Annotated in this window: 17 protein-coding genes; 10 read left to right on the top strand and 7 right to left on the bottom strand. The window is 69.4% G+C overall.

All coding sequences use genetic code 11. The annotated features are described in order from the left end of the window. Nucleotides 1-85 precede the first annotated feature (85 nt). Nucleotides 86-1,351 (top strand): family 1 glycosylhydrolase, encoded by a 1,266-nt coding sequence (locus DL991_RS30110; protein WP_125787736.1) that lies wholly within the window; start codon nt 86-88, stop codon nt 1,349-1,351. Here the strand turns inward: DL991_RS30110 and abc-f are convergent. After that, nucleotides 1,335-2,957: a ribosomal protection-like ABC-F family protein gene (gene abc-f, locus DL991_RS30105; protein ID WP_125787735.1), complete on the bottom strand. Its 1,623-nt coding sequence runs from the start codon at nt 2,955-2,957 to the stop codon at nt 1,335-1,337. The genes DL991_RS30110 and abc-f overlap by 17 nt on opposite strands. Nucleotides 2,958-3,240: 283 nt before the next feature. Between abc-f and DL991_RS30100 the strand changes: the two genes are divergently transcribed. The 5 genes from DL991_RS30100 to DL991_RS30080 all read left to right on the top strand — a co-directional run bounded on the left by DL991_RS30100 (nt 3,241) and on the right by DL991_RS30080 (nt 7,315). Beyond that, complete coding sequence (locus tag DL991_RS30100; RefSeq protein WP_233599063.1) at nt 3,241-3,837, top strand: hypothetical protein; 597 nt, start codon at nt 3,241-3,243, stop codon at nt 3,835-3,837. A gap of 42 nt (nt 3,838-3,879) precedes the next feature. After that, entirely contained in the window at nt 3,880-4,707 is an 828-nt protein-coding gene (locus DL991_RS30095; protein ID WP_007035431.1) for a M55 family metallopeptidase, read from the top strand. Between the two features lies 1 nt (nt 4,708). Continuing rightward, complete coding sequence (locus tag DL991_RS30090) at nt 4,709-6,025, top strand: M20/M25/M40 family metallo-hydrolase (RefSeq protein WP_125787881.1); 1,317 nt, start codon at nt 4,709-4,711, stop codon at nt 6,023-6,025. 122 nt (nt 6,026-6,147) lie between these two features. After that, nucleotides 6,148-6,672 (top strand): hypothetical protein, encoded by a 525-nt coding sequence (locus DL991_RS30085; protein ID WP_233599062.1) that lies wholly within the window; start codon nt 6,148-6,150, stop codon nt 6,670-6,672. Between the two features lie 16 nt (nt 6,673-6,688). Next, complete coding sequence (locus DL991_RS30080) at nt 6,689-7,315, top strand: maleylpyruvate isomerase family mycothiol-dependent enzyme (protein WP_125787733.1); 627 nt, start codon at nt 6,689-6,691, stop codon at nt 7,313-7,315. 7 nt (nt 7,316-7,322) lie between these two features. On the opposite strand, the gene DL991_RS30075 is transcribed toward DL991_RS30080, so the two are convergent. Both DL991_RS30075 and DL991_RS30070 read right to left on the bottom strand, forming a co-directional pair. Beyond that, entirely contained in the window at nt 7,323-8,534 is a 1,212-nt protein-coding gene (locus tag DL991_RS30075; protein ID WP_125787732.1) for an MFS transporter, read from the bottom strand. Next, nucleotides 8,531-9,817, bottom strand: coding sequence for an ATP-grasp domain-containing protein (locus DL991_RS30070; protein ID WP_233599061.1), 1,287 nt, complete (start codon nt 9,815-9,817; stop codon nt 8,531-8,533). Before DL991_RS30070 ends, DL991_RS30075 begins: the two co-directional genes overlap by 4 nt. Nucleotides 9,818-10,007: 190 nt before the next feature. On the opposite strand from DL991_RS30070, the gene ovoA reads away from it, so the two are divergent. The 4 genes from ovoA to DL991_RS30050 all read left to right on the top strand — a co-directional run bounded on the left by ovoA (nt 10,008) and on the right by DL991_RS30050 (nt 14,260). After that, on the top strand, nt 10,008-12,278 hold the full coding sequence (gene ovoA, locus DL991_RS30065) for a 5-histidylcysteine sulfoxide synthase (RefSeq protein ID WP_125787730.1): 2,271 nt from the start codon (nt 10,008-10,010) through the stop codon (nt 12,276-12,278). A 357-nt stretch (nt 12,279-12,635) separates the two neighbouring features. Next, a complete protein-coding gene (locus tag DL991_RS44070; RefSeq protein WP_370308175.1) occupies nt 12,636-12,890 on the top strand; it encodes an FAD-dependent oxidoreductase in 255 nt (84 codons plus the stop codon). Then, on the top strand, nt 12,773-13,027 hold the full coding sequence (locus DL991_RS30055) for a LysR substrate-binding domain-containing protein (RefSeq protein ID WP_233599073.1): 255 nt from the start codon (nt 12,773-12,775) through the stop codon (nt 13,025-13,027). Before DL991_RS44070 ends, DL991_RS30055 begins: the two co-directional genes overlap by 118 nt. Before the next feature lie 159 nt (nt 13,028-13,186). Next, nucleotides 13,187-14,260: a GDSL-type esterase/lipase family protein gene (locus DL991_RS30050; protein WP_199746721.1), complete on the top strand. Its 1,074-nt coding sequence runs from the start codon at nt 13,187-13,189 to the stop codon at nt 14,258-14,260. Nucleotides 14,261-14,350: 90 nt separating this feature from the next. On the opposite strand, the gene DL991_RS30045 is transcribed toward DL991_RS30050, so the two are convergent. From DL991_RS30045 to DL991_RS30030, 4 genes are read right to left on the bottom strand one after another with little or no spacing between them, the layout of a single operon-like run. After that, entirely contained in the window at nt 14,351-14,650 is a 300-nt protein-coding gene (locus tag DL991_RS30045) for a hypothetical protein (protein WP_005150941.1), read from the bottom strand. Continuing rightward, nucleotides 14,637-14,864 carry a hypothetical protein gene (locus tag DL991_RS30040; protein WP_007035425.1) on the bottom strand — a complete coding sequence of 76 codons (228 nt, stop codon included), beginning with the start codon at nt 14,862-14,864 and terminating at the stop codon, nt 14,637-14,639. The genes DL991_RS30045 and DL991_RS30040 overlap by 14 nt, the downstream gene beginning before the upstream one ends. A gap of 46 nt (nt 14,865-14,910) precedes the next feature. Then, the gene (locus DL991_RS30035; protein ID WP_125787729.1) at nt 14,911-15,363 is read right to left on the bottom strand and encodes an Lrp/AsnC family transcriptional regulator; all 453 of its coding nucleotides are present in this window, start codon (nt 15,361-15,363) and stop codon (nt 14,911-14,913) included. Continuing rightward, complete coding sequence (locus DL991_RS30030) at nt 15,360-16,502, bottom strand: Xaa-Pro peptidase family protein (RefSeq protein ID WP_125787728.1); 1,143 nt, start codon at nt 16,500-16,502, stop codon at nt 15,360-15,362. The genes DL991_RS30035 and DL991_RS30030 overlap by 4 nt, the downstream gene beginning before the upstream one ends. Nucleotides 16,503-16,507: the final 5 nt, after the last annotated feature.

Below are 16,507 nucleotides of genomic sequence, written 5' to 3'. Positions count from 1 at the left end.
GACGAAGTGGCCGGAGCATCGGAGAAGGTTACGCCGGGTGTTGTCCTCGGTGGTCGCCGTCTCACTATGCGCGACACTTTCGGCCGTGAACGCGTCCGCATCGCAGGATGACGACTGGTCCCGGGACTTCTACTGGGGTGTCGCGTCTTCGGGCTACCAATCCGAAGGCAGCGCGCCCGACAGCAACTGGAAGCGGTTCGTGGACCGTTCCGCAGGCAAGGACGGCGGCGACGCGTACCGCGACTCCGTGGACTTCCGGCACCGCTACGCCGATGACATCCGCCTCGCGGCCGGGCTCGGCGTCAACACCTATCGCTTCGGTGTCGAGTGGGCTCGCGTCGAACCCTCGCCTGGCCGGTGGGACGAGACCGAACTGGCCTTCTACGACGACGTTCTCCGGCAGGTCCGGGCCGCGGGCATGACCCCGATGATCACGCTCAACCACTGGGTCTATCCGGGGTGGGCGCTCGATCAGGGCGGCTGGGCGGAGACGCGGACCGCCGACGCGTGGCTGGAATTCAGCCGGAAGATCGTCCAGCGCTACGCCGGTCAGGACGTCCTTTGGGTGACGTTCAACGAGCCGCTCATCTTCCTCAAGAACGAACAGAAGGTCGGCGCCCTGAACGCCACGCGGTACTTCGCGGCGCAATCCAACGTCGTCCAGGCGCACCGGCGGGCCTACGACCTGATCCACGAACTCGATCCCACCTCGAAGGTCACCAGCAACCAGGCCTACATCACCGGGGTCAACGGGATGGCCGACTGGTTCTTCCTCGACCAGGTCAAGGACAAGCTCGACTTCATCGGCATCGACTACTACTACGGCCTCAGCATCGACAACTGGACGGTGTTCGCCGCCGCCACCGACAAGTTCTGGGACGTGAAGCTCCAGCCCGAAGGCATCTACTACGCACTGCGCAGCTACCACGACCGGTTCCCGCGCCTGCCTCTGTACATCGTCGAAAACGGCATGGCGACCGACAACGGCAAACCCCGCGACGCGGACTACAGCCGCGGCGATCACGTCCGCGACACCGTGTACTGGCTCCAGCGGGCGAAGGCCGACGGGATGAACCTCATCGGCTACAACTACTGGAGCCTCACCGACAACTACGAATGGGGCAGCTACCGTGCCCGGTTCGGACTGTACACAGTGGACGCTCTCACCGATCCCGCGCTGACCCGGCGCCCCACGGACGCCGTTCCCGCGTACCAGGGTCTGGTGACCGCGGGTGGCGTGCCGCAGGGCTACCGGCTCAAGCGCGGGCCCGGGACCTGTTCCCTCGTGGACGGACTGAACAGCTGTCTCAATCCGGCCAAAGTGGACGGACCGCTCATGCCGCTGAGGTGACCAGTTCGAGCCGCCTGCCCTCGAAGGTCCGCCGCATCCGCCGGTCGTGGGTGACGACCACGAGCGCGCCGGAGTACTCCGCGAGCGCCTGTTCCATCTCCTCCACGAGATCCGGGGCGAGGTGGTTGGTCGGCTCGTCGAGCAGCAGCAGGTCGGTCCTGGCCGTCACCAGCCTTGCCAGTTCCAGCCTGCGCCGCTGCCCGACGGACAGCTCCCGCACCGGCTTGCGCAGATCCGGTGCCCGGAACAGACCCAGCGACAGCAACCTCTCGGCCGCCTCGTCCTCGTCACCGTCACCGGCGAAGACCGCCAGGACGGTTCGGGCGTCACCGGCGAGCCCGCCGTTCTGGTGCAGGAACCCAATCCTGCCCGCGCGCTCCGCCGATCCCGTCGACGGTGCCAGTTCCCCGGCGAGCACCCGCATCAGGGTCGTCTTGCCCGCCCCGTTGGGCCCGGTCACGAGGATCCGTTCGCCGGGCAGCACGCTGAGCGACGTCCGCGGCAGACGGCCGTCGACCGACACGTCGTCCACCTTCACCACGTACTGATCGGCTTCCGCCTTCCCCGCGGCGATGCGCGCGTTGAACCGGAGCGGCCGCGGCGGAGGCGGGACCGCGTCGGCATCGAGCCGCTGGATCCGCTCGCGGGCCGACCGGATCCGGCTCTTCGCCCCGTGTGCCCGGGAGCGGGCCCGGAACGCGCCTGCCCCGCTGAAAGCCGCCGGGGCCTTGCGCGGGATCGCCGAGAACCGGTCGATGTTGACGTCCGCCAGCCGTTCGTAGCGGGCCTTTTCCAGCCGCCACTCCTCGTACTCCCGGACCCACCGGGCCCGCGCGGCCTCTTTCGCGGCGAGGTAGCCCACGTAACCGTCGCCGTGCCGGTGCACGGTCCGGCGATCGGCGTCGACCTCGAGGATGGCGGTGGTGACCCGGCTGAGGAACATCCGGTCGTGGGTGATCGCGACGATCCTGCCGCGATGCCCGCGGAGATGGTTCTCCAGCCAGGCGACGGCTTCGTCGTCGAGGTCGTTGGTCGGTTCGTCCAGCAACAGCAGTTCGGGCGACGCGGCCAAGGTGGCCGCGAGCACCAGCCGGGACCGCTGCCCGCCGGACAGGCTGCCCAGCGCGCGGCCGCGGTCGAGGCCCGGCTGCCCGAGCCCGTGCAGGGCGACCTCCACCCTGGCGTCGGCCTCGTAACCGCCGCGGGCTTCGTAGGCGGTGATGAGGTCGCCGTAGGCAGCGAGGTCTTCAGCGGTGTCGAGCGACCTCTCGGCAGCCCGCAGCCGGGATTCGAGTTCCCGGATGTCGGCCAGTGCAAGGTCGATCGCGTCGCCGACCGTGGCCGTGTCCGGCAGTTCCAAGGTCTGCGGAAGGTAGCCGACACCTCCGGGCGCCGTGACGGTCACCGTGCCGTTGTCCGCCCGGTCGCGGCCGGCGATCAACCTCAGCAGAGTGGACTTACCCGAACCGTTGTCGCCGATGACGCCCGCCTTCTCCCCCGGTTTGACGCTGAAGGAGACCTGATCGAGCACGACATGGTCGTCGAAACGCTTGGTGACACCGGAGAGCACGAGTTGTGTCCCGGGATTTCGACACGGGGTACGCATAGGGGCGTCCTCCTGGATTCTCGAAGGAAGAAGTGCGCGTGCGGAAGGACGCGGCCCGGCGGAGCGAAGGCTCTACGCCAGGGCCGCGTCGAAGACGAGAATCACAGGTTGAAGAAAATCCCCATGGCGAAGACGGTAGCCGGGGAACCCGGACGGGTAAAACGAATTAAAGGTTGTGTACGGGTTCACAGAGTGGTCTGTGTCCCCATACCGCGACAGCGGCGCCCCGGTGACCGAGAATCGAAGACGGAGGTTTTCGCGGTCTGAGGGAATGGGGTTCCTCGTGCACGGGTCCAGCGGTCCGATCGCCCGGTTCAGGCGACGGCTCTTCCCTGGTCACAACTCGCTCGCCCGTGGCTCCGACCGATTCGAAGCCCTTCTCCTCAAGCTCGTCATCCTCGCGGCGCTGCTCGCCGTCCCGGTCGCGGCCGCCGCCGGCTCGGCCAACCACGGCAGGCAGGTCGCCGCGGCCGCCGTCGACGCGGCCGGACGTCAAGCCACCACCGCGTACCTGCTGAAGGCCGCACCCGTCCGCATCGTGGACAGCGAGAGCGTCGGGACCGACAACCCGGCCGCCGAGGCCACCTGGACCGACTCGCGTGGCGTGCGGCACACCGGCGGCGTCCTCGCGACGCCGGGCAGCCCCGCCGGAACGGCCGTGCCGATCTGGATCGACGCCCGCGGTGCCCTCACCGCCGCACCGAGGACCGCGTCGACGGCCGTGTTCGATTCCGTGCTCGTCGGACTCTGGCTCTGGTTCGCGGTGGTCGGCTCTCTCATCCTGCTGCACCGGGTCGTCCGGCTGGCGCTCGACCGGCACCGGTTCGCGGCGTGGGAACGCGCCTGGGCGGTCTACCCGCGTTCCGGTTCTTGGCCCTGATCCCGGCGGCGAGGGCAAAGAACCTCGGCTAGTCTGCCCCGCATGCGCATCATGATCTCGGCGGACATGGAGGGCGCCACCGGCGTCACCTGGACCGAGGACGTCATCCCCGGCACCGAGCAGTGGCAACGATTCCGGCGCCTGTTCACCGGTGACGTCAACGCCACCATCGCGGGCCTCTTCGACGCCGGCGCGACCGACGTCCTGGTCAACGAGGCGCATTCGTCCCAGCGGAACCTCCTTCTCGAAGACCTCGACGGCCGGGCGCGAATGCTCACCGGCAGGCACAAGCCGCTCTCGATGATGCAGGGCATCGACACCGGCGTCGACGGCGTCGTCTTCCTCGGCTACCACGCCGGCGCCGGTTTCGACGGCGTGCTTTCCCACACGTACCTGGAGAATCAGATCACCGGCGTGTGGCTCGACGACGTCCCCGCCAGCGAAGGCAGGCTCAACGCCGCGATGGCCGCCGAGTACGGCGTCCCGGTGCTGGTCGTCTCCGGCGACGACAAGGCCTGTGACGACGCCCAGGATTACGCGCCGGAGGCCGAACTGGTCACGGTGAAGGAGTGCGTCAGCCGCTACGCCGCGATCTGCCTGCCGCCCGCCAGGACCGCCGAACTGCTGTCCTCGGCCGCGGCGGACGCGATGAACCGGGCGGGCCGGGTCGAGCGGTTCACCACCCCGCACCGGATCGAGGTCGAGTTCGACGCGAGCCATCTCGCGCAGGCGGCGGCGGTGATCCCGACGGTGGAACAGATCGGCGTGCGGCGGGTCGGCTTCGACGCGCCGGACATGACCGAAGCGATGAAGGCGTTCAAGATCGTCACGGCGATCGCGGCCGGGGCGGTGCAGGGCATCTATGGCTGACATGGAATCGCGGAGCGAGGTTCGCGCTGACCTGGATGTCGTCGAAGTCTGCTCGCGGCTGATCCGGTTCGACACCACGAACCGGGGCGACGGGGACTCCGAAGGCGAGCGCGAAGCCGCCGAGTACGTGGCGACACTGCTTTCCGGGCTCGGGATCGGCGCGAAGATCATCGAATCCGCGCCCCGGCGCGCGAACGTGATCGCCCGGGTCCCCGGCACCGACCCGAGCCTGCCGTCGCTCCTCGTGCAAGGCCATCTCGACGTCGTCCCCGCCGACGCGGCCGACTGGTCGGTGGACCCCTTCTCGGGCGAGGTCCGCGACGGGTTCCTCTGGGGCCGCGGCGCCGTCGATATGAAGGACTTCTGCGCGATGGTGCTCGCCGCCCTCGCCACCGGCGTCCGCCCGCGGCGTGACATCGTCCTGGCGTTCGTGGCAGACGAGGAGGACAAGGGCGAGTACGGCGCGCACTGGCTCGCCTCGGCGCACCGGGACCTGTTCGACGGCTGCGCGGCCGCGATCAGCGAATCGGGCGGGTACACCTACCACGTTCCCGCCGCCGACGGCCGGACCATGCGGCTCTACCCGGTGGCGACGGCCGAACGCGGCACCGCGCATCTGCGGCTGACCGCCAAGGGCCGCGCGGGGCACGGATCGCGCCCCAACGACGAGAACGCGGTCACCCGGCTGGTCACGGCGCTCGGCAAGATCGCCGCGCACCGCTGGCCGGTCCAGCTGACACCGACGGTGCAGGCGTTCCTGGAACGCACCGGGGAGGCGCTCGGCGTCCCGGTCGATCTGTCCGATGTGGACGGAACGATCGCGCGGCTCGGGCCCGCCGGGGCGCTGGTGGTGCCGACCGTCCGCAACAGCACGACGCCCACCATGCTCGACGCCGGTTACAAGGTGAACGTGATCCCGACTTCGGCCGAGGCCCAGGTGGACGTCCGAGTCCTCCCCGGCACCGAACCGGATCTGCTCGCCCAGGTCGACGCGATGCTCGGCGAGGGCGTCACCCGCGAGTTCGTCGCGCACCAGCCGCCGGTCCAGGCGCCGGTGGATTCGCCGTGGTTCGACGCGATGGCGGGAGCTTTGCGCTCAGAAGACCCCGAAGCCGTCGTGGTCCCGTACTGCATGGGCGGCGGAACGGACGCGAAAGCGTTCAGCCCGCTCGGGATCGACTGCTACGGCTTCGCTCCGCTGTGGCTGCCGGAAGGCTTCCCCTACCGGGCGATGGCGCACGGTGTCGACGAGCGGGTCCCGGTGGAGGGACTGCGGTTCGGCACGCGGGTGCTGCGGCACTTCCTGGCGACCTGCTGACCGACCTCGGCCGTGTCCCGCCTCCAAGCACGCGTGCTCGCTGCCTGGGCGCGTCCCGAGAGCGGTTTCGCAGCACAAGGCCCTTCATCCGAATTTCATGAAAGCCGCCTAGCTTCGGTGACGTGAGACCCCTGACTTCGCGCGTCCGGACGGGCGTGCTCCTGATCGGCCTCGTCACGGCTCTTTCGGCGTGCCGGGCCGGGCTGCCGATACCGCGTTCCGACTCTTCGCCCGCGACGCCCACCTCGGACTCCGCTCCCTCTGCCCAGACCCAGACCCTGACCGTGACGTCCCCGGCGCCCACCTCGTCGTCCGCGCCGGGTCTCGAGCCCGCCGCGATCGACAGGGTGTTCCAGGTCTACATGAACGGACTGGCCAATCACGACATGACCGCGTTGCGCAGCGGGACCTGCCCGCGCCTGCGGTCGACCCTGCTCGGCTTCGAACTCCACGGGCACTACGTCGAACGCTGGCAGATGCTGCCGTACACGGTCCCGTCCGGGCAGGAGTTCGTGACGGTCCAGGCCACGGTCACCCAGCGGAACGCACGCACCGGCAAACTCGCCGGTGACGTCGTCTACTCCTGGTACGTCGAGCGGAACGAGGACACCGCCTACTACGTTTGCGGGTGGCTCGACCACAAATGACGCCAGGAGGCAGCCGGTGAAATCCGTCGCGCGACTCGCACGGGACGAACGGGCGGACTTCGCCGCGTTCCTTCGCTCGCTGTCCCCCGAGCAGTGGGACGCGCCGACGTTGTGCGCGGAGTGGACGGTCCGGGAAGTGGTCACCCATGTCGTCGACTACGACACCCTGCGCCTGCGCGAGGTGCTCGGCCAGGCCGTCCGCGGAAGGCTGCGACTGGACCGGATCAACGCGCTCGGTGTCACGCGAAAGCCCGACCGGACGCCTGAAGAGCTGATCGCGAGGTTCGAAGAACATCTCGAACCCCGTGGTCTGACCGCCGCGTTCGGCGGGCGGGTGGCACTGCTCGACGGGCTCATCCATCAGCAGGACATCCGGCGGCCGCTGGGGCTTTCCCGCGAGGTGCCGCCGGACCGGCTGCGCCACGCGTTGGCCTTCGCCCGCTACGCCCCGCCGATCAAGGCCAACCGGCGGGCACGCGGGCTCCGGCTCGTCGCCACCGACCTCGACTGGTCGGCCGGATCCGGACCGGAACTCCACGGCCCCGGCGAGGCGCTCCTGCTGGCGATCGCCGGGAGGGCCGTGGCGCTCGACGAGGTTTCCGGCCCTGGTGCTGCGATCCTCGCGTCCAGAGTGGACGGATAGGCCAAGGTCAGCCGACCGCCACGGGAACGGGCGCGGTGGCCATCCGGTGACGGACCGCGTTGCCGAGCAGCAACTGTCCCACGGCCGCCGCCAGGCACAGGCCGAGGCAGACCGTCCACAACACGGGCGCGCCGAGTACCAGCAGCTGTGTGCCGCCGAGCGGGGCGACGAAAGCGGCGAGGCCCGCCGCCGTGCCATAGGCGCCGTTGTACCGGCCGCGCAGATGCGGTGGGGCGAGCTCCGCCACGATCGCGACACCCACCGACTGGATCACGATCTCGCCGAGGGTCCACATCACGGCGCACGCGGCGTACACCAGCGTCGTCGACGCGAAGGCCGTGGCGCCGAACCCCAAACCCGTCAACAGGATCCCGAATGCGAGCACCCGCGAAGGGTCCCAACGGCCCAGCCGATGACCCACCAGTGGTTGCACGACCACGATGACAACGCCGTTGACCGCCATCACCAGTCCGTACCCCGCGGGCGAAAGCCCGTCCTCTCGCATCGCCAGCGGCAACGTGGCCAGGCTCTGCAGGAACACGAACGCGACCACCAGCGAGATGAGCATCAGCCCGGCCATGACCCGGTCGCGCAGGACGACGGTGAAGCCACCCGGTTCCCGCGATCGGCCGCCGCCGCGCGTCTCCGGAACCGCCCGCCAGACCAGCAGGCCGAACAGCACGCACGTCGCCGCGTCCACCCAGAACAGCGTCGTGAAACCGGCGCGGGCCATCGTGCCGCCCAGCACCATCGCGATCGAGAAGCCGAGGTTGATCGCCCACAGCAGCAGCCCGAAGGCCCGCGTGCGGTCGGCGCCGGGCACCAGATCCGCCACGATCGACTGGGTGGCCGGGCGGAACACGTCGAGTGCCAGCCCGAGCAGGAACGCGGCGACGGCGATCAGTTCGAGGCGCTCGACGTAACCCAGTACCAGCATGATCGCGCCGGTGGCGAGCATGCCTCCGGTCAGCGTCGCCCGCCTGCCGATACGGTCGGCCAGCAGGCCGCCGATGAGCTGCGAGAACACCTGGCCGATGCCGAGCAGCGCCAGTACGGTTCCCGCCGTCGCCACCGAAAGGCCGCGCTCGCTGGTCAGATACAGCGCCAGGAACGGCAGGACCATCGTGCCCAGCCGGTTGACGAGCGTGCCCGTCCACAGCACCCAGAACGACTTGGGCAGCCCGCCGAGCCGCGTCCGGAAGAACCCCGGCGCCGTCATGGTTCGAGCTCGTAGCAGCCGACGCCGTCGAGGTACCGCAGCGTGCCGAGGTCGCGCAGGACGTACTCCTCGATCTCGTGCATGAACGTGACGACCACCGGGAACGTCGTGTCGTCGACGGTGCGGCGCAACGACTTCCCCGGCCGGGTCAGCACGAACATCTCGTGGAAGCTCTCCAGCCGCTCGATCTCGTCGAGCACGGTGTACCCGCGGAGCGTGCCTTCGACCGGTGAGAGCAGCGCGGACCAGGCGTAGTGCCGCCGGATCCGGTAGTCCTCGCCCCACCGCTCGCGGAACCGCTCCGGCCGCAGCACCGCGTCGGCCATCCAGTCCAGCTGGGACTCGCCGATCGCGAGCCGCGCCAGATGCGGCAGGTCGCCGCCCGAGAGCCGCGAACCGACCTCGATCAGCCGTGGGCCCTGTGGGGTCCGCTTGATCTCGACGTGCGCGGCGCTGTGCCGGATGCCCAGAGCGTCGAGTACCGCGAACGCGTAATTCACCAGTTCGTCGTGGCCCGGCCCGCGCCTCGGCACGATCTGGCAGGCGCCGAGCAGGTCCGGCACCCCGTTGATGGCGAAACGCGAGCTCTTCCAGATGTCGCACACCTGGTGCAGGCCGTCCATGCTCACCGTGTTGACCATGTACTCGCTGCCTGCGAGGTACTCCTGCGCGATGACGAAGTCGTTGTCCTCGGAGAACACGTTCTGGCGGCCGGTGATCGTGCGCAGCGCCTCGGCCGACCGCTCCGGGGTGTCGCAAAAGGACACCCCGTCGCCGCCGGCGCTGCGGTTCGGCTTGACGACGATCCGCCCGCCCACTTCTCGGTGCCATGCGGCGAGTTCGGCCTCGTCCGCGGTCAGCAACTGCCGTGCGACGGGCAGCCCTGCCGCGGCGACGGCCTCGCCCATGGCGGACTTGTCCCGTCTGGCGAGGGAAAGCGCGGTGCCGTTCGACGGCACGCCCAGCGCCTCGCTGAGTTCGTCGGTGAAGGCGACCGCGTATTCGCCACCGGCCACGACCGCGACCGGCTCGTGCACGGCCAGCGCGTCCAGCGTCTTCGCGAGATCGCCGTCGTGGACGATGTTCTCGCGATAGTTGCTCATGGTCGGTGAGGACTTCCGGTACTGCCCGGGCGCGTCGGGCGCGCTCTGCACGCGCACACATTCCGCGCCAAGCGCCAGGAACGCCGGCGCGATGTGCCGGGCGGTCTGCGGCAACCCGTGATCGGCCGTTTCGTAGGTGTCCACGAGCACGACACAGGGCTTCGTCGACAAGCCTTTCACCCCTCAACCGGTGGGATTCGGAACACCGACGGTCTCATCCGCCGTGATCAACGGGCATCTCCCCGATTGCGATCCCGCGCCGGACTTCTTCCGGAGAGCGATTCAAAGCACGAAAGGAGAGGAAATGACCTTTTCGGAGATGCGACGGTTTCGGCACCCGCCCCCAGTGCCCGATCCGAAGTGAGGTCAGATGACGCCGACGGTCACCATGGAACCTTGGGAGAGAAATGCGGTAAAGCACACCGACGAACGGTTGAACGGGGCCCGTGATCCACAGTGGTGGTACACCGGGATCCGCCCCGAGCCCGGCCGATGCCCGGGTGTCGCCGAATCCGGCGAGATCAGCGCGCTGCCGTTGCCCGACTTGTCCGTATGCAGCCGCGAAGAGGTGCTGGACTACTTCGACAACGCCTGGACGATGCACGAGGTGATGTTCGCCGGGTTGAAAGGCGCGGAGGCGTTCTACCGCCCGCCGGACCACAACCTGCGGCATCCGATGATCTTCTACTACGGCCACACGACCGCGCTGTACGTCAACAAGTTGCGGGTCGCCGGGCTGCTGGACGCGCCGATCGACGCCTATCTCGAACACGTCCTGGAAATGGGTGTCGACGAGAACTCGTGGGACGACATGTCGAAGAACGACATGGTGTGGCCGTCGGTTTCGGAGGTGAAGGACTACCGGGCCGAGGTGTACCGGACGGTCGTCGGCATCATCGAGACCACCCCGTTCGCCCCCGACCTCGGGCGGCCGGTGACGATGGACGACCAGGCCTGGGCGCTGTTGCTGTCCATCGAGCACGATCGCATCCATCTGGAGACCAGTTCGGTCCTGGTCCGCGAAATGCGTTCTGGCCTCGTAGAACGACCGGCCGCGTGGCCGTCGCCGTCGCCATTGCGCCGCACCACCGAGTCCGGCAAGCCCGAACCCGGTTCCGTGCCCGCCAACGGCACCGTCACCGTGCCCGGGCGCACGGCACAGCTGGGCAAGCCGCTGTCCTTCCCGTCCTACGGCTGGGACAGCGCGTACGGCTCACGCCGTCAGGAACTGCCGGACTTCGAAGCGGCCCGCTGTCTGGTGAGCAACGGCGAGTTCCACGGGTTCGTCGCCGACGGCGGTTATCGTCGGCCGGAGTTGTGGTCGGCCGAGGGCGAGGCATGGCGCCGCTTCCGCAACACCAAATGGCCGCGTTTCTGGGTGCCGACCGGCCCGACCGGGCTGCACGCGTTCCGGCTGCGCACGCTGTTCGACGAGATCGACATGCCGTGGGACTGGCCGGTGGTGGTGAACTACCACGAGGCCAAGGCCTTCGCCGCCTGGCGGTCCGAAAAGGACGGACGGGAGTACCGGCTGCCGACCGAGGCGGAGTACTTCCTGCTGCGCGACCTGCCGGAGCGGCCTGGCGTCGAGGACGACGTGGTCATGCGGCTCGACGGCGGGCAGCTGCGCGATGCCGGCATCAACCTCGGTCTGGCCTGGGGTTCCGAAGGCCCTGTCGACCACTCGCCGACGACGTCGCAGGGCCTGCACGACGCCGCCGGCAACCTGTGGACCTGGAGCGAAGACACCTTCAACCCGCTCGAGGGCTTCACGCCGCACCCGTACTACGAGGACTTTTCGGTGCCCAGTTTCGGCGGACAGCATCAGCTGATCGTCGGCGGCGCGTACATCAGCACCGGGGAGCTGGGCAGTATCTGGGCGCGGCACTTCTACCGGCCGCATTTCCTGCAGCAGGCCGGTATCCGGCTGGTCGTGGCGCCGGAGTCCACTCTGGACGGTGATGCGCGGGCGGAACTCGACCGGGCGTTGCTCGGCCAGTACGGCACGGCCGAACATGCCTTCGGCCGGTCCGGGCATCCACTGGCCACGACCGCGGCCTATCCGGATCGGCTGGCCAGGAGGTTCACAGAGGCCGCGGCCGAAGCCGGGGTCGAGCTGCGCCGCGTCGCGGATCTCGCCACCGCGGCGGGTGGGTTGGCGTTCTCGCTGGCGGAGCGGCCGATCGAGGTCGTCGGACTGGACGACCGGCCCATGTTCGTCGCGGCGGCAAACCGGCTGGCCGAGGGCTGGGACGTCGGCTACCGGGTGCCGGGGCGCGGGGAACTGCACGCGCGGCGGCCGTCGATCGCGCCGGACGGCAGCGTCTCGTTCACCCTCGCCGAGTCCGGCCGTCCGCCTGCCGCGCTGGGCACGTTCGACGGCGTGGTCGTGGCGGACGCCTTCGACCGGCTCGGTGGCGCGGCGGGTTACCTGCGCCCGCTCGTCGGCTCGGAGAACTTCCTGCGCGCCGGGGGGCTGCTGCTCGTGGCGCTCCCGCGGGCGTCGGCCGCCGAGCTCGCGAACGTCCTCGGCGAGGCGTTCGAGCTGCTGTCGGAAAGCACGGAGCCGAGCCTGACCCGGGCCGACGGCCGCCGGTACGAGATCACCGACCTGGCGGTCTCCATCTGGCGCAAGCGTTGACCCTGGCACTTCCGGCAGGCAGCCTGACGCGCGCCATGAACGGTCCGTTCCTTGCAAATTTTGCGAGGAACGGACCGTTCCTCGCATCCGCCGCAGGCTTCACAACGCCGCAGCCAGGGCGTTGAAGGCGATGTTCAGCCGCTCGCAATGAGCGGCGGCGACGGCGGCGAGTCATCTCCGGCGAGGCGGCGCCGGGTCGTCGCCACGGCGACGGTGCGCTAGGCGGCGACGATCAGTGCGGCGACCAGTTCGCTGTCGTCCGTGAAGCGGATGCCGCTCTTCGAGCCGCCACGATCTCCTCGCTTCGCCATGTGACACCATTACCAAATAAGCTTACCGCATAAACCTAGCCGATACATGGAGCGCACCGATGTGATCGTCGTCGGAGCGGGACCCACCGGCCTGTTCCTCGCGAGCGAGCTGGCCTTGCGAGGAGTACGGGTGACCGTCCTGGAGCGGCTCGATGAGCCGCGGCCGAACTGCGGCTCGCGGATCTGGCAGGCAGTCGTGGGTACTCACGCCGCGAAGTTCCTGGGAGCCCCTGGCATCGTCGCTACGACAACGAATTCGAGGCGGCCGGATTCACCCCGCGGGTCGTCCAGCGGGCAATGACCGTGCAAGGTCTGCTCGGTCTGGTCGCCGCCGGTATCGGGGTCACGAGGCCGGCGCGGTCGTCGCACAGCCTGCGCCGGAGCGGTGTGGTGTTCGTGCCGCTGAGGGCCGACACCGCCCGGACAGTGGTGGCCTGATCGCCGGAGAACGGCAAACCCGCGCTGTCCGGCGTGCTCGACATCGTAACGGAGCTGGCGGCCGGGACGGATCCGACGGAGGCCGGCTGACCGGACATCGCGACCGTCACACCGCCATGATCACCCTGTCGGGCCAGGTGTCCGTAGAATCCGGTGACGATGCGACGTTTCCGGTGGTGGTGGGGTGCTCTCGCGCTCACGTTCGTGGTGGTTCTCGTCGGGTTCATTGCCTTTACCGGGTCGGAAAGCCGCCCAGGGCAGCCGTCCCCGCGCCAAGGCCCACCGGGAACGGGGCCGCTGACCGTCGTCTCCATCGGCGACAGCACCGTTTCCGGCGAGGGCGCGGGCGACTACACGCCCACGACCAACGGGCAGGGCGGCAACTGGTGCCACCGCTCCCCCAACGCCTTCGTCGAGCAGATCAAGATCCCCGACGTCACCGCGCGGGTGAACCTCGCGTGTTCGGGGGCGCCCTCGGAGCAGATCGCCCTCGGCGAGGCCAAGCAGTGGACCGAGCCGTCACAGGCGCAGCAGCTGGCGAACCTGATCAAGGACCACCGGGTCGCCGCGGTGGTGATCGCGATCGGCGCGAACGACGAGCCGAAGTTCTCCGCTCAGGTCAACGAATGCTTCAAGGCCTGGTTCTCCCCGCAGAATCCGCCGTGCAGCGCGGCGCTTCGCACCACCTGGAAGTCCAAAGTGGACGCCATGGTGCCGAAGGTGACCAACGCCGTCGCCGACGTCAAGAAAGTGCTGGCGCAGGCCGGTTACGTCCCGGCGGACTACCAGCTCGTGCTGCTGTCGTACGCCTCGCCGGTCGGCCCCCAGATCCCGGAGGCACTGCGCAGCCTCAACGGCTGCCCGTTCCGCACGGAAGACCTGGAGTGGATGCGCCGCGACGGCGTCCCCATCCTGTCGGATGGACTGAAGCAGGCATCAAGGGCGACCAGCGCGCGGTTCCTCGACCTTTCGCGGGCGGGCGCCGGCCATGAGGCATGCAGCAGCGACCCGGCGAACGAGTGGTTCAGCAGGCTGACCCTGCAGCTGCGCGACCTCGGCCAGGTGGACCGTGCCAGCCACGCGTTGCAGGAGTCGTTCCACCCCAACGCGAACGGGCACGCACAGATCGCGAACTGCCTCAACGAGTTCCTCGCCGCGCGCGACGGCAACGCGTCGTGTCTCTCGGGCCCCGACGGCAAACTGCACGCCGCGCCCGAGGTGATCGCGCGTTAGTCGCGTGCTCCGGCTGTGGGCCGTGTCGTCCGTCCAATCACACGAGACGTCCATCCGGTCACGCGTGTCGTCCGTCCGATCACGGCGAAACTAGAGGTCAAGTGCGGCGCGCAACGCGATGTCGATGCGCTCCTGGACCTCTTGGTCGATCTCCGCGATCTTCTCGTCGAACCACGGCCGGTACAAGCGCGTGAGGTTCAACGTGGAGACCCAATAACGCGCGTCGACGGCGACGCCGAGGATGTCCTGCGGGTCACGGTCCAGCAGTTCGGTGCCGAGCAGCCACGGCCGCTCGGATTCGTTCACCCCGTCCGAGGACAGCAGTACGACGGTGCGCTGCCGTGCCGGTTCGGTCGGGGGGTGGTACGTCCAGACTTCACCCCTGTGCACGCAGATCCTTCTCCGCGGCTGTCAGCTCGGCCTCGTCCGATTCGGCGGACGGTTCGACCGGGGCGCGCTGCGGGGTGTATCCGGTGCGGACGGCTTCCCTGCGGGCCGCCTTGGACAACCACGACGAGACCGAGATCCCGTGTGCTTTGGCGGCCCGCTCGGCGAACTCGAGCGCACCACTGTCGAGTGAGAGTGTGACCTTACGTGTTGCCATACCTTTTATCGTACCAGCGCCGCGCAAGCCCACCCTTTTCCCGGTTTCACAGGGTGGGAGAACGGCCCTCGAACGGTGTCGACAGCACCACCGTGGTCCGCGTCGAGACCTTGGCGGACTCGCGGATCCGGCGGAGCAGGTCCTCCAAGCCGAGCGGCGACGCCACCCGGACCAGGAGGATGTACGACTCGTCCCCGGCGACCGAGTAACAGGACTCGATCTCCTTGATGTGCTCCAGACGCTGCGGATAGTCGTCCGGGGCGGCCGGATCGTTCGGGGTCAGCGAGATCAGCGCCGTGAGCGGGAGGCCGATCTGCTCGCCGTCGAGCCGCGCGGTGTACCCGAGGATGACCCCGCGCTGCTCCAGGCGCCGCACCCGCTGATGCACCGCCGACACCGACAGGCCGACCCGCTCGGCCAGATCGGTGAAACTGCGCCGTCCGTCCGCGGCCAGCTCCTGGACGATGGCCTGATCCAGCGGCTCCAGACCTCCGGTCATGCGTCGAGCACGATCAAGTCGTGCGGACGCTGGTTGACCGGCTCGACGCCGTCCTCGGTGACCACGACGATGTCCTCGATGCGGGCACCCCAGCGGCCGGGCTGGTAGATGCCGGGCTCGACGCTGAAGGCCATGCCGGGCTCGAGCGGCAGCGCGTTGCCCTTGATGATGTAGGGCTCCTCGTGCACGTCGAGGCCGATGCCGTGGCCGGTGCGGTGGATGAAGAACTCGCCGTAACCGGCCTCGGCGATGATGTCGCGCGCGGCGGCGTCGATCGACTCGGCGGTGACGCCGGGGCGGACGGCGTCGACAGCGGCCTGCTGTGCCCGCTGCAGGACCGCGTACGTCTCGGCGACGTCGGCGTCGCGCGGCTCACCGACCGCGTACGTGCGGGTGGAGTCGGAGTTGTAGCCCTCGGCTATCGGGCCGCCGATGTCGACCACGACGACGTCGCCGCGTTCGATCACCCGCTCGGAGACGTCGTGGTGCGGGCTGGCGCCGTTGGGGCCCGAGCCGACGATCACGAAGTCGGCGTGCGTGTGGCCCTCTTCGACGATCGCGGCGGTGATGTCCGCGCCGACCTCGGCCTCGGTGCGGCCGGGGCGCAGCCATTCGTGCACGCGGGCGTGCACGCGGTCGATCGCCGCGCCCGCGTCGCGCAGCGCCTGGATCTCGGCGGCGTCCTTGCGCATCCGCAGTTCGCGCACGATCGGCCCGGCCAGCGTCTGCTCGGCGTCGCCGAGCGCGCCGCGGAAGGCGAGCACGTGCAGCGCCGGGGTGAAGTCGCTGACGGCCACGCGGCCTGGCTTGCCCAGCCTGTCGGCGACCAGGTCGTAGGCGTTGTCACCGTCGACCCAGGTGACGATCTCGATGCCGAGTTCGTCGGCGGGGACGTCGGCGTAGCCGGGCGCCTCCAGCTTCGGCAGCACCAGGGCCGGGACGCCGTCGGCCGGGATCACCAGCGTGGTCAGCCGCTCGAAGGAGCCCCCGGCCTGGCCGATGAGGTAGCGCAGGTCCGAGCCGGGTGCGATCAGCAGGGCGTCGGTGTCCGCGGCGGCCGCGGCGGCGCGGGCCCGGTCGAGGCGGGCGCGGAGGCTGGCGGCGTCGGGAGCTGGGTTGTGAAGGGAACGGCGCGACATGACGC

The organism is Amycolatopsis sp. WAC 01375, assembly GCF_003947325.1.
In the GTDB taxonomy this organism is placed as follows: Bacteria; Actinomycetota; Actinomycetes; order Mycobacteriales; family Pseudonocardiaceae; genus Amycolatopsis.
This window is presented reverse-complemented; position numbering and strand designations above follow the sequence as displayed.

What these genes read in the sequence shown, in the direction of transcription:
- abc-f (WP_125787735.1), bottom strand. Translation starts at nt 2,957, where the DNA reads ATGCGTACCCCGTGTCGAAATCCCGGGACACAACTCGTGCTCTCCGGT.
- DL991_RS30095 (WP_007035431.1), top strand. Translation starts at nt 3,880, where the DNA reads ATGCGCATCATGATCTCGGCGGACATGGAGGGCGCCACCGGCGTCACC.
- DL991_RS30090 (WP_125787881.1), top strand. Translation starts at nt 4,709, where the DNA reads ATGGAATCGCGGAGCGAGGTTCGCGCTGACCTGGATGTCGTCGAAGTC.
- DL991_RS30075 (WP_125787732.1), bottom strand. Translation starts at nt 8,534, where the DNA reads ATGACGGCGCCGGGGTTCTTCCGGACGCGGCTCGGCGGGCTGCCCAAG.
- ovoA (WP_125787730.1), top strand. Translation starts at nt 10,008, where the DNA reads ATGACGCCGACGGTCACCATGGAACCTTGGGAGAGAAATGCGGTAAAG.
- DL991_RS44070 (WP_370308175.1), top strand. Translation starts at nt 12,636, where the DNA reads ATGGAGCGCACCGATGTGATCGTCGTCGGAGCGGGACCCACCGGCCTG.
- DL991_RS30050 (WP_199746721.1), top strand. Translation starts at nt 13,187, where the DNA reads ATGCGACGTTTCCGGTGGTGGTGGGGTGCTCTCGCGCTCACGTTCGTG.
- DL991_RS30040 (WP_007035425.1), bottom strand. Translation starts at nt 14,864, where the DNA reads ATGGCAACACGTAAGGTCACACTCTCACTCGACAGTGGTGCGCTCGAG.
- DL991_RS30035 (WP_125787729.1), bottom strand. Translation starts at nt 15,363, where the DNA reads ATGACCGGAGGTCTGGAGCCGCTGGATCAGGCCATCGTCCAGGAGCTG.
- DL991_RS30030 (WP_125787728.1), bottom strand. Translation starts at nt 16,502, where the DNA reads ATGTCGCGCCGTTCCCTTCACAACCCAGCTCCCGACGCCGCCAGCCTC.